This window comes from Roseateles puraquae (genome assembly GCF_002205845.1).
Lineage (GTDB): Bacteria > Pseudomonadota > Gammaproteobacteria > Burkholderiales > Burkholderiaceae_C > Pelomonas > Pelomonas puraquae.
The window spans coordinates 558,717-571,039 of sequence record NZ_NISI01000005.1 but is presented as its reverse complement, the minus strand read 5'-3'; the positions used below and the strand labels follow the sequence as shown (position 1 = coordinate 571,039).

The window sequence follows — 12,323 nt, the reverse complement described above, 5'->3', positions numbered from 1 at the left end:
GCTGCTGCTGCTCGCGCTGCTGCTCCATGTCCCGGCGCTGCTGCAACTCGCGCTGCTGCTGGGCCTCGCGCTGCTGTTGCATGTCGCGTTGCTGCTGGTCTCGCTGCTGCAGATCGCGCTGCTGCTGCGCGCGCCAGGGCATGTTGTCACCCGTGCGGGGCGCCGGCTCCTGGCCGGTGCGCATCGGCAGGCCAGCCGGCTGCTGGACGGCTGGCATGGGTACGGTGTTGGCGACGGCCGGCGGCAGTTGCGCGGGCATTTCCGGCCCGCGTGCATCACGGCGCACAGGCACCTGGCCTTCGCTGCGCCAGCCCATGTTGCCGTCCGGCGTGCGGGGCACGCGGCGCTGCGGCTCGGCGTCCACCGCGCGGGTCGGCAGCGCAGGCAGCACGGCGGCCAGGTCGCCACGGCCCGGGGCCACCGGCAGCGGGCGCACCCAGCCAGGGTCAGGCTTGCGGTCGGGGCCGCGCACCGGCAGCGGCTGGATGCCCGCCCCCGGCGCCGGCAGCACGCTGACGGCGGCCGGCACCTCGCGGTAGCGGTGCGGGCGCTGCACGGTGACCGGGTCCCGCAGGTCGCGCGGGTCGTTGATGCGGCTCACATAGCGCGGCGTATGGCGGTAGGCCGGCACGTAAACCTCGCGAGGCGCCAGCGGGTACCAGCCGAAGCGCGGCGGCGGCGGGCGATTGCCGATGGTGATGTTGACGCTGACCGAGGTCCCGCCACCCACCCAGCCCACCAGGGCCGGCGCATACACCGGGCGATGCACATAGGGCCCGGGCGACCAGCACCAGCGCCCGCCCCAGCTCACCCAGCGGCCGTAGTGGAAGGGCGCAAAGCCCCAGGGCGCGTCGTCCACCCAGGTCCAGCCCCAGTGCCGCGACCACACCCAGCGCCCATAGCGGTAGGGCGCCCAGTCGGCCACCACGACGGTCGTCGGGATCCACACCGGGCCGTAGTCAGGTGCGGTCTCCCAGCGGCCATAACGGTCCAGGTCTTCGGCGCCCGTCATCTCGGGCGACACATAGCGGGCCACGGGCCGGTCGCCTTCCTCGCGACTCTCGGCCAGCACCCAGTCGCCGAAACCGTCGCTGTACAGCGGGCCACGCTCGGCGCGCGGGCTGTCGGGCCACCAGAGTTCCACCTGCTCGCCGGTACCCATCGACACGGGCATGGCGCCGCGCGCCCAGTCAAAGCGCATGCGGCCTTGCCAGACGTAGACCTTGGTGCCGCGGTCAAGCTGCTCCACGCGGTACAGGCCTTCACGTTCCGGCTGCGCCGTGCCTTCGCGGGTGCGCAGACGGGTCTCGGCGGCGTTCTCTGCGGTGCGCAGGCGCACGGCCACGTCGCCACGGTCCAGTTGCAGCAGGGTGCGGTCTTCGTCGAGCTGGCTCAGTTCCAGGTCGCTGCGCTCGTCCAGCCAGATGGTGGTGGAGCCGGCGCGCAGGCTCACGCGCGCGCGGTCGTCGGTCCGCAGGCGGTCACCTTCGGCCACGGTCTGGTTGCGCGTGATGCGCACCCACTCACGGGTGTCATGGTCGAACAGCCAGGCGTCGCCGATGACGTCCACCACCCGCGCCGCCCGGGTCGGCGGGTCGCGATCGCCGTCCTGCGCCTTGGCACCGGGCGCCAGCGCCACCAGCAGCGTCAGGGCGAGCACTCGCCACGCGCGGCGATTGAGGACGAGCTTGGGAGCTGAGGCGGCGGTCGAGGCCATGGCGTGTTCCTCCTGTTATGGGCACGCAACGCGCCAGACCCCGAGGAGGTGCACAGCGCTTACAAACGTTGCAATCGGGCGGGCCGCGCCGGTCAGTCGTCGTCGGCGTTGGGGTCGAGCTCGGGAAAGAGCACCGAGGTGTAGCCAAAGCGCGTGAAATCCGTGACGCGCATCGGGTACAGGATGCCGTCGAGGTGGTCGCACTCATGCTGCACCACGCGCGCATGAAAACCGTCCGCCACGCGGTCGATGGGCTGGCCCTCGGCATCGAAGCCGGTGTAGCGGATGCGCTCATGCCGCGCCACCACGCCGCGCAGCCCGGGCACCGACAGGCAGCCTTCCCAGCCCTCGGTCTGCCCGCCATCGAGTACTTCGATGACCGGGTTGATGAGCACGGTAGGCGGCACCGGTGGCGCTTCGGGGTAGCGCACGTTCTTGGTGTAGCCAAAGATGACGAGCCGCAGGTCCACACCGATCTGCGGCGCCGCCAGACCTGCCCCGTTGGCGGCGGCCATGGTCTCGAACATGTCAGCGATCAGCGCCTTGAGCTCCGGCGTGCCGAACGCGGTGACCGGCTGGGCCACGCGCAGCAGACGCGGGTCGCCCATCTTCAAAATCTCGTGAACGGCCAAGCGGGCCTCCTTCGGCTATCGTGCCGGCCATTCTAGAAACCCCGCCATGCCCGCTCCCCTGCCCGACTTTCTCGAAGACCTTGGCCACGGCGTCTACGCCATCGACACCGGCTTCCAGCGCCCCCGCTTCGACGCGGCCTACCTGATCGTCGAGTCCGGCCGTGCCGCCTTCGTCGACACCGGCACCAACCACGCCGTGCCTCGGCTGCTGGCGGCGCTGGACGCCCTTGGCCTGGCCCGCGACGCCGTGGACTGGGTCATCCCTACGCATGTGCACCTGGACCATGCCGGCGGCGTGGGCCTGCTGATGGACGCCCTGCCCCGCGCCCGCGCGCTGGTGCATCCGCGCGGGCTGCGGCACATGGTGGACCCCAAGGCCCTGTGGCTGGGCGCCCTGGCCGTGTATGGCGATGAAGAGATGCAGCGCAGCTACGGCAAGCTGGTGCCCGTGCCGGCCGAGCGCGCCGAGGCCAGCCATGACGGTCAGGTCATCTCGCTGGCCGGCCGCCCGCTGCTGCTGATCGATGCGCCGGGCCATGCACGGCATCACCATGTCATCTGGGACCAGGCCAGCCGCGGCTGGTTCACGGGTGACACCTTCGGACTTTCCTACCGGGAGTTCGATGTGGACGGCCGCCCCTGGGCGCTACCGACCACGACGCCGGTGCAGTTCGAGCCTGAGCCGCTGAAGGCCAGCCTCCAGCGCATGCTGGGCTTCGAGCCGCTGCGGATGTACCTCACCCACTACGGCGCCGTTGGCCAATCGCAGGCCGAGGTGCGGCAGTTGGCGGCTGAGTTGCGGGACCAGATCGACGACATCAGCGCCTTGGCCCTGTCGTTGCGCGACGCGCCCGACCGCCATGCCCGGCTCAAGGCCGGCCTGATGGCGCGCTGGCAGGCTGCGCTGCGTGACCGCGGCTGGTCGGGGACGGACGCCTTCGCGGCCGAGGCGCTGGCGATGGACGCCGAGCTCAATGCCCAGGGGCTGGCCGTCTGGCTGGACCGCCCGGCTCGCTGACGGGGCGCCCCGCCCCGCCGCGGTGCACCGCATCGCACCGGGCCAGTGCCCGCAGCCCGTCCGCCAACGGCACGCCGCCTGAATTGCCGGGAGCCCCGCCGACGGGTGCCCTAGGCACGGCTCTTGCGTAAACCCCTGCGAGGCGCCGCGCCGCAGCGGCCCTCTGCCCCAGCGGCATCGCCAACGACGGCGAACTCATCCCAGGCCCCGACCGAGCAGCCCGCTGCTCTCGGGGCCTTTTTTACTGGTGCCGGCCGACAGCGCTCCCTGCGGCCGGCCAGCGCACCGCTTCGCCCGTACACACCATGCACATCCTCCTCATCGGCCATGGAATGGTCGGCCAGAAGTTCCTCGAAAGTCTTGCCGAGCAGCCGGCGGCTGCCGGCCTGCAGGTGACCGTGCTCTGCGAGGAACCCCGGCCCGCCTACGACCGGGTGCATCTGTCCGAGTTCTTCTCGGGCAAGAGCGCCGAGGACCTGTCGCTGGTGCCGCCTGGCTTTTTTGAGCAGACCGGCTTCACGCTGCGCCTGGGCGCCCGCGTCATCGCGGTCGAGCGCCGCGACCGCACGGTCACGCTGGCCGATGGCGAGGTGCTGCACTACGACCGCCTGGTGCTGGCCACCGGCTCCTACCCTTTTGTGCCCGCCGTGCCGGGCCGCGAGCGTGCGCATTGCCACGTGTACCGCACCATCGAAGACCTGCAGGGCATGCAGGCCAGCGGCCGCACCTCGCGCAGCGGCGTGGTGATCGGGGGGGGCCTGCTCGGGCTGGAATGCGCCAAGGCGCTGCGCGACATGGGGCTGCAGACGCATGTGGTGGAGTTCGCGCCACGCCTGATGGCGGTGCAGGTCGACGACACCGGCGGCCGCATGCTGCGCGAGAAGATCGAGGCCCTCGGCGTGACGGTGCACACCAGCCGCAACACCGTCGAGATCACCGATGGCGCTGCAGCCCGGCACCGGCTCGTGTTCAACGACGGCAGTTGGCTGGAGACCGACATGCTGGTGTTCTCCGCCGGCATCCGCCCGCGGGACGAACTCGCGCGCCAGTGCGTGCTGGCCATCGGCCCGCGCGGCGGCGTGGTCATCGACGACCACTGCCGCAGCAGCGACCGGCACATCTACGCCATCGGCGAGGTGGCGTCCTGGCACGAGCAGACCTTCGGCCTGGTCGCTCCGGGCTACGAGATGGCCCGTGTGGCCGCGCGCCATCTGGCCGGCGATGCCGAAGCCACCTTCACCGGCGCCGACATGAGCACCAAGCTCAAGCTCATGGGCGTCGACGTGGCCAGCATCGGCGATGCGCACGGCAAGACCGCAGGCTGCCGCAGCTACCAGTACGTGGACGAGCGCAAGCAGGTCTACAAGAAGATCGTCGTCAGCGCGGACGGCCAATCGCTGCTGGGTGCCGTGCTCGTGGGCAATGCCGACGAATACGGGACCCTGCTGCAGATGGCCCTGAATGGCATCCAGCTGCCGCCCGAGCCCGAGTTCCTGATCCTGCCCAGCAGCGACGGCAAGGCGCCCGCCGGCATCGGCCCGGATGCGCTGCCCGAGGGCGCGCAGCTGTGCTCGTGCAACAACGTGACCAAGGGCCAGATCTGCGCCGCGGTGGGCAGCGGCTGCACGAGCATGGGCGAGATCAAGGCCACGACCCGGGCCGGCGCCACCTGCGGCGGCTGCGTGCCGCTGGTCACCCAGGTCATGAAGTTCGAGATGGCCCGGCGCGGCATGGCCGTCAACAACCACCTCTGCGAGCACTTCCCGCATTCCCGCCAGGAGCTCTACCACCTGATCCGCGTCGGCGGGCTCAAGACCTTCAGCGACCTGCTGGCCAAGCACGGCCGCGGCCTGGGCTGCGACATCTGCAAGCCCGCTGCGGCCAGCATCTTCGCGTCGTGCTGGAACGAATTCGTGCTCAAGCCCGAGCTCGCTGCCCTGCAGGACAGCAACGACTACTTCCTGGGCAATATCCAGAAGGACGGCAGCTACTCGGTCGTGCCGCGCATGCCGGGTGGTGAGGTCACACCCGACGGCCTCATCGCCGTCGGCCAGATCGCCAAGAAGTACGGCCTGTACACCAAGATCACCGGTGGCGCGCGGGTCGACATGTTCGGCGCCCGCGTCGAGCAGCTGCCGCTGATCTGGGAGGAACTCATCGCGGCCGGCTTCGAGAGCGGCCACGCCTACGGCAAGTCGTTGCGCACCGTGAAGAGCTGCGTGGGCAGCACCTGGTGCCGCTATGGCGTGGACGATTCAGTCGGCCTCGCGGTGGAGATCGAGAACCGCTACAAGGGCCTGCGCGCGCCGCACAAGATCAAGTTCGGCGTCTCCGGCTGCACCCGCGAGTGCGCGGAGGCGCAGGGCAAGGACGTGGGCATCATCGCCACCGACAAGGGCTGGAACCTGTACGTCTGCGGCAATGGTGGCATGAAGCCACGCCACGCCGAGCTGATCGCCAGCGATCTGTCCAAGGCCGACCTGATCAAGTTCATCGACCGCTTCCTGATGTTCTACGTGCGCACCGCCGACCGGCTGCAGCGCACCAGTACCTGGCGAGACAACATGGAAGGCGGGCTGGACTACCTGCGCAACGTCATCGTCCACGACAGCCTGGGCCTGGGCGCCGAGCTGGAAGCGCAGATGCAGGCCGTCGTCGACACCTATCAGTGCGAGTGGAAGACCGCCGTCACCACGCCAGCCGTGCGCCAGCGCTTCCGCAGCTTCGTCAACAGTGACAAGGCCGATGAGCACATCGTCTTCGTGGACGAGCGCGGCCAGATCCGCCCCGCACGCGCGGACGAACGCCGCGCGGTCGAAGCCCAAACGGCCTGAACCGCCTGAACCCCCAGGAGCCCCGCATGAGCCAACGCTTCACCCCCATCTGCAGCGTCGACCAGATCCTGCCCAACACCGGCGTCGCCGCGCTGGTGGAGGGCCGCCACGTGGCCGTGTTCCGCATCGGCAACGACCGCTTCCATGCCATCGACAACATCGATCCGCGCTCGGGCGCCAGCGTGCTGTCGCGCGGCCTGGTCGGCAACCTCGGCGAGCGTGTCGTCGTCGCATCGCCGCTCTACAAGAACCATTTCGACCTGCAGACCGGCGAGTGCCTGGAGGCGCCGGAGCAATCGGTGCGCGCCCATGCCGTGCAGGTGCAGGACGGCCGCGTGCTGGTGGCCCTGAACTGAACCAATCCCACGAAAGAAGAGACAACCCATGGCCTACGTCGTTCCGACCGAGTTCGTCACCAAGATGGTGGACGCCGGTGAATCCAAGCTGCTGATGTCCACCCGCGACACCCTGATCCGTGCCTACATGGCCGGCGCCATCCTGGCGCTGGCGGCGGCCTTCGCGGTGACGGTCAGCGTCAACACCGGCAACCCGTTGATCGGCGCGCTGTTGTTTCCGGTCGGCTTCATCATGCTCTACCTGATGGGCTTCGATCTGCTGACCGGCGTGTTCACGCTCGTGCCGCTGGCCGTGCTCGACAAGCGCCCCGGCGCCACCTGGGGCGGCGTGTTCCGCAACTGGACGCTGGTGTTCTTGGGCAACTTTGCCGGTGCGCTGACGGTGGCGGTCTTCATGGCCATCATCTTCACGTTCGGCTTCAGCGAGGCGCCCAATGCCGTGGGCCAGAAGATCGGCCACATCGGCGAAGGCCGCACCGTGGGCTACGCGGCCCATGGCGCCGCGGGCATGCTCACGCTCTTCATCCGCGGCGTGCTGTGCAACTGGATGGTGTCGACCGGCGTTGTCGCCGCCATGATGTCCACGTCGGTCTCGGGCAAGGCCATCGGCATGTGGATGCCCATCATGGTGTTCTTCTACATGGGCTTCGAGCACAGCATCGTCAACATGTTCCTGTTCCCGTCGGGCCTGATGCTGGGCGGCCAGTTCACGCTGATGGACTATCTGATCTGGAACGAAATCCCCACCGTGCTGGGCAACCTCGTCGGTGGCCTGACCTTCGTCGGCCTGACGCTGTACTCGACGCATTACAAGACAGCCCCGAAACGGGCCCTGTCCTGATGCTGCGGCTGTCCGTCGGCCAGCACTCCGAGGCCGGCCGCAAGCCGCACAACCAGGACTTCCACGGCGTCGCCCAGCCGACCAACGCCCAGCGCCGCTCACGCGGCATCGCCCTGGCCATCGCCGACGGCATCAGCAGCAGCCCCGTGAGCCAGATCGCCAGCGCCGCTGCGGTGCGCGGCTTCCTGGAGGACTACTACGGCACCTCCGAGGCCTGGACGGTGCGCCGCGCTGCCCACTGCGTGCTGGCGGCCACCAACGCCTGGCTGCATGCGCAGACGCAGCGCGGCGACGGGCGCTTCAACAAGGATCGCGGCTACGTCTGCACCTTCAGCGCGCTGGTCTTCAAGGGGCGTGAGGTGCATCTGCTGCACGTGGGCGACACGCGGGCCTACCGCGTGCACGCCCAGGCCCTGGAGCAACTCAGCCAGGATCACCGCGTGCGCGTGGAGGGCGGCCAGGCCTACCTCGGGCGGGCGCTGGGCCTCGTCCCGCACCTGGAGGCCGATCACGCCTGCTGGCCCGTCGAGCTGGGCGAGACCTTCCTGCTGGCGACGGACGGGGCTTACGAGTACCTGGACGTCGCCGCCGTGCAGAACGCCTTGAGCGGCCAGCCTGATGATCTGCAGGCGGCTGCGCGTGCGCTGGTCAACACCGCCATCGCCCGCGGCAGCCCGGACAACGCGACCGTGATGCTGGCCCGCGTCGAAGCCCTGCCCGGTTCACTCGCGGCACCTATCCGCCGAGATGGGCTTCGCCTGCCACCGCGACTCGCAGCGGGCCAGCGCTTTGAGGCGTACCTGGTCGTCCGTGAGCTGCAGCAGACCGCGCGCAGTCAGGTCGTGCTGGCCGTGGACGCCCAGGGCCGTGAATGGGCGCTGAAGCTGCCCAGCGCCCATCTAGCCGCCAGCGCGCGGGAGCTGGATCGCTTCGCCTGCGAGGAGTGGGTGGCGCGGCGGGTGGACAGCCCCCACGTCATCAAGGCGGCGCCGGCTGAGGCGCAGACGCGAGTTTCTGTTCACCGCCGTCGAGTTCATTCACGGTCAGACGCTGGCGCAATGGATGATCGATCATCCGCACCCCGGGCTGGCCGAGGTGCGCGGTCTGGTCGAGCAGATCGCTCGCGGGCTCCTGGCCCTGCACCGCAAGGAGATGCTGCACCAGGACCTGCGGCCCGAGAACCTTCTCATCGACAGACACGGCACGGTCGTGCTGATCGATCTGGCATCGGCCCATGTCGCGGGCCTGAGCGAGGGCCTGGGCGACGCTCGTGCGCTCGAACTGGCAGGCACGCTGCAATACACCGCGCCGGAGTACTTCACGGGGCGGGGAGGTACACCGCTGGCCGAGCTTTTCTCGCTGGCCGTGCTGGCCTACCAGATGCTGGCCGGCGCGCTCCCTTACGGCCTGGACGTGCCACGGGTGCGCAGCGAGCGCGACCTGCACAAGCTGCATTACGTGCCCCTGCGCACGCGCCGCCCCGACCTGCCGGAATGGCTGGACCGGGTGCTCAGGAAGGCCTTGCATGCGCAGCCGGCGAGGCGCCAGCAGGCGCTGTCGGAGTTCATTCATGACCTGTACGCGCCGGGTCTGGAGTTCACGCGGCACGACCGCTTGCCGCTGCAGCAACGCCATCCCCTGCTCTTCTGGCAGGGGCTGACGCTGCTATTCGCCCTGGCGACGCTGGTGCTGCTGGCGCTGCGGGTCCATGGGCGTTGAGCCCCGAGACAGACCAGGCCCTTCTTCGGCGGGCCGCGGCGGCCGCCGTCAGACGTCCAGCCCCAGCTCCTGGATCTTGCGCGTGATGGTGTTGCGCCCGATGCCGAGCTTTTGCGCGGCCTCGATGCGGCGGCCCCGCGTGATGTCCAGCGCGGTCAGGATGAGCTGGGCCTCGAAACGCTTGGTGAGCGCGTCCCACACGTCGGTTTCGCCAGCGGCCAGGCGGGCACGGGCGTCGGCCGCCATGTCGGCGAGCCAGCCTTCGCCGCTGCTGGTGTTGGCCGGCGTGGGAGCGACGGCCGGCAACGCAGCCGCGGCCAGTGGCGCAGGCGCGGGGCTGGTCATGGGTGAACTGCCGGGCGCGGGCACGTAGCCTGGCTGGAGTTCGTCCGGCAGGTCCTTGGGCTCGATGACCTGGCTGGGCGCCATCACGCTGAGCCAGTGGCAGATGTTTTCCAGCTGCCGCACGTTGCCGGGAAACTCGAAGTGGGTAAGCACCGCGAGCGCCGCGTCGCTGAGCCGCTTGGGCTCCACGCCGAGCTCGGTCGCGCTGCGCTGCAGGAAATGGCGCGCCAGGGCCGGCACGTCTTCCTTGCGCTCGCGCAGCGGTGGCAGGCGCAGGCGGATGACGTTCAGGCGGTGGAACAAGTCCTCGCGGAACACGCCCTGGCGCACGCGCTCTTCCAGGTTCTGGTGGGTGGCGGCGATGACACGCACATTGCTGCGCAGCGGGCTGTGTCCACCGACGCGGTAGAACTGACCGTCCGACAGCACGCGCAACAGGCGCGTCTGCAGCTCGAAGGGCATGTCGCCGATTTCGTCCAGGAAGAGCGTGCCGCCATCGGCCTGCTCGAAGCGCCCGCGCCGCGAGGCCTGAGCGCCGGTGAAGGCGCCGCGCTCGTGGCCGAAGAGCTCGCTCTCCAGCAGGTCCTTCGGGATGGCCGCGGTGTTGATGGCCACGAACGGGCCCTCGCCGCGCGGGCTGTGCTTGTGCAGGGCGCGGGCGACGAGCTCCTTGCCCGAGCCACTCTCGCCGGTGATCATGACCGTCACGTTGCTCTGCGACAGCCGGCCGATGGCGCGGAAGACGTCTTGCATGGCCGGTGCCTGGCCGAGCATCTCGGGCACCTGGGCCGCGGCCTCCTGCTCACCGGCCTCCCGTTGGCTTTCTTCCTGCGCGCGGCGGATCAACTCGACCGCACGCGGCAGGTCGAAGGGCTTGGGCAGGTACTCGAAGGCACCGCCCTGGAAGGCCGACACGGCGCTGTCCAGATCAGAGTACGCCGTCATGATGATGACGGGCAGCGCGGGCAGCCGGGCCTTGACCTTGGCCAGCAGCTCCAGCCCCGAGCCGCCGGGCATGCGGATGTCGGAGACCAACACCTGCGGCACGTCGTCGTCGAGCGCGCTGAGCATGTCGCGCGCATTGCTGAAGCTGCGCACCGGCAGGCCTTCGCGGGCCAGGGCCTTCTCGAGCACGAAGCGGATCGAGTGGTCGTCGTCTACAACCCAGATGGATTTCATTCGGTTCCTCGGCCGTGCCGGCGGGCTCGTGACCTCAGGGCAGTGGCAATGTGATTCGGAAATTCGTCAAACCCGGCTCGCTCTCGCAATCGATCATGCCCTGGTGTTGCTGGGCGATCGTCTGCGCGAGCGTGAGTCCGAGGCCCGAGCCGCCTTCCCGTCCGGAGACCAGGGGGAAGAAGATGCGATCCCGGATCTCGGCGGGGACGCCGGGACCGTTGTCCTCGATATGCAATTCCAATGCCAAGCGCCACCGCTGCTTACCGATCGTCACCTGCCGGGCGACGCGCGTGCGCAGCACGATGTGGGCGTCACCCACGGCCATGCGAGGCCCCAACACCTGGGCCGCGTTCTGCACGATGTTGAGCACCATCTGGATCAGCTGCTCGCGGTCGCCGCGGAAATCGGGCAGCGAGGTGTCGTAGTCGCGGGTGATGGTCAGGCCCTTGGGATGCTCGATCAGCACCAGCGCCCTCACCCGCTCGCAGATTTCATGGATGTTCACGTCGCCCACCACCTGGGCCTTGCGGTGCGGGGCGAGCAGCCGGTCCACCAGGCTCTGCAGGCGGTCGACCTCGTGCACGATGACCTGGGTGTACTCGGTCAGCTCGGGGTTGCCCTCCTGCAGTTCCAGCGCGAGGAGCTGCGCGGCCCCACGGATGCCACCGAGCGGGTTCTTGATCTCGTGCGCGAGGTTGCGCGTGAGCTCCTTGGTGGCCTGCACCTGGTCGAGGTTGCGCTCGTCGCGGTCCTGCCGCGCCTGCTGGGCGATCTCGATGAGTTCCACCAGCACCCGTGGCGCGTTCTCGGCACCGGCCTCCATCTGCGACACGATGACATGCACGGGCAGGCCATCTTCGGGCGCCCAGGCGCCACGCCGCAGCAGCGCATCGAAGCGGCTGCTGGAGTAGTGGTTGGCGGCGACGCCGGCCAACGTCTCGGTCAGGCGTTGGGGGTCGTCGAACCAATCGGGCAGCTGGGCCTTCTGCACGGTGCGCCGCGACAGGCGCATCACGTTCTCGAAGGCGGCATTGGCGAACAGGCATTCGCCGTCGGCACTGGCGACGACGACCATCGTGGCCAGCAGGTCCAGGCCGGCAAACTCGGCCGGCAGCAAGAAGTTGTCAGTCATGGCGCTGGGAAGAGCCTCCCCGGGCGCCATCGGCCCTAGGAGGGAAGTTTGGCGATCTCGCGCTTGAGCGCTTGCACATCGGCCTCGTAGCGGGCGATGTTTTCCTTGAGTTCGGCCATGCGATCCAGGTACTTCTGGTAGTTGCGCTCGTCGCCGCGGCGCTCGCCCTGGCCGTTGTTGAATTCCTTCTGCGCATTGGCCAGGCGCTCCTCGGCCTGGCGCAATTCGGTCTGCAGCACGCGACGCCGCTCGTCATCGCGCACCCGCTGCTGCCCGGCGTCGACACGGGTGTCACCACTGCGCGCTCCGCTGTCCGAGCTGGCCGCTGGCGCGTTGCCCGGTCGTGGCTTGGCCGTCTGCAGCACGGTGATGGGCGTGCCCTCGATCGTGCGGCAACCCTTTTCCGCGGCCTCCTTGGCCGACAGCGCGTCGGTGTAGAGGACCGGCGGGCCGGGGCAACGGTAGACCGTGCCCTGGGCTTGCGCGCCCAGGCTCGCCAGGACAAGCAGCGGTGCCAGCAGTCGATTCAGCATGCCGGAATTGTGGCCCA

Annotated in this window: 10 protein-coding genes and 1 pseudogene; 6 read left to right on the top strand and 5 right to left on the bottom strand. The window is 69.4% G+C overall.

The genetic code is table 11. From position 1 onward, the window contains the following. Both CDO81_RS15060 and def read right to left on the bottom strand, forming a co-directional pair. Positions 1 to 1,717 (bottom strand): DUF6600 domain-containing protein (locus tag CDO81_RS15060; RefSeq protein ID WP_088484033.1); only part of this gene is annotated, 1,717 nt, incomplete at its 3' end. A 92-nt stretch (positions 1,718 to 1,809) separates the two neighbouring features. Beyond that, complete coding sequence (gene def, locus CDO81_RS15055) at positions 1,810 to 2,349, bottom strand: peptide deformylase (protein WP_088484032.1); 540 nt, start codon at positions 2,347 to 2,349, stop codon at positions 1,810 to 1,812. A 46-nt stretch (positions 2,350 to 2,395) separates the two neighbouring features. Between def and CDO81_RS15050 the strand changes: the two genes are divergently transcribed. From CDO81_RS15050 to CDO81_RS29225, 6 genes and pseudogenes are all read left to right on the top strand, one after another. After that, positions 2,396 to 3,367, top strand: a complete 972-nt coding sequence (locus CDO81_RS15050) for an MBL fold metallo-hydrolase (protein WP_088484031.1) — start codon at positions 2,396 to 2,398, stop codon at positions 3,365 to 3,367. A gap of 305 nt (positions 3,368 to 3,672) precedes the next feature. Beyond that, positions 3,673 to 6,201 carry a nitrite reductase large subunit NirB gene (nirB, locus tag CDO81_RS15045; RefSeq protein ID WP_088484030.1) on the top strand — a complete coding sequence of 843 codons (2,529 nt, stop codon included), beginning with the start codon at positions 3,673 to 3,675 and terminating at the stop codon, positions 6,199 to 6,201. A 26-nt stretch (positions 6,202 to 6,227) separates the two neighbouring features. Then, a complete protein-coding gene (gene nirD, locus CDO81_RS15040; RefSeq protein WP_088484029.1) occupies positions 6,228 to 6,557 on the top strand; it encodes a nitrite reductase small subunit NirD in 330 nt (109 codons plus the stop codon). A 28-nt stretch (positions 6,558 to 6,585) separates the two neighbouring features. Beyond that, on the top strand, positions 6,586 to 7,398 hold the full coding sequence (locus CDO81_RS15035) for a formate/nitrite transporter family protein (RefSeq protein WP_088484028.1): 813 nt from the start codon (positions 6,586 to 6,588) through the stop codon (positions 7,396 to 7,398). Beyond that, positions 7,398 to 7,916: pseudogene (locus CDO81_RS29230) on the top strand (PP2C family protein-serine/threonine phosphatase); the annotation flags it as partial. The gene CDO81_RS15035 and the pseudogene CDO81_RS29230, both read left to right, overlap by 1 nt. A 544-nt stretch (positions 7,917 to 8,460) precedes the next feature. Further along, positions 8,461 to 9,117, top strand: a complete 657-nt coding sequence (locus CDO81_RS29225) for a protein kinase domain-containing protein (protein WP_338139976.1) — start codon at positions 8,461 to 8,463, stop codon at positions 9,115 to 9,117. Between the two features lie 48 nt (positions 9,118 to 9,165). On the opposite strand, the gene ntrC is transcribed toward CDO81_RS29225, so the two are convergent. Genes ntrC through CDO81_RS15015 form a run of 3 tightly spaced genes read right to left on the bottom strand, consistent with a single transcriptional unit; the run spans position 9,166 to position 12,306 of the window. Further along, on the bottom strand, positions 9,166 to 10,641 hold the full coding sequence (gene ntrC / locus CDO81_RS15025) for a nitrogen regulation protein NR(I) (protein ID WP_088484027.1): 1,476 nt from the start codon (positions 10,639 to 10,641) through the stop codon (positions 9,166 to 9,168). 34 nt (positions 10,642 to 10,675) lie between these two features. Next, positions 10,676 to 11,773 carry a nitrogen regulation protein NR(II) gene (gene glnL, locus CDO81_RS15020; protein WP_088484026.1) on the bottom strand — a complete coding sequence of 366 codons (1,098 nt, stop codon included), beginning with the start codon at positions 11,771 to 11,773 and terminating at the stop codon, positions 10,676 to 10,678. Positions 11,774 to 11,808: 35 nt separating this feature from the next. Next, on the bottom strand, positions 11,809 to 12,306 hold the full coding sequence (locus CDO81_RS15015) for a hypothetical protein (protein ID WP_088484025.1): 498 nt from the start codon (positions 12,304 to 12,306) through the stop codon (positions 11,809 to 11,811). Positions 12,307 to 12,323: the final 17 nt, after the last annotated feature.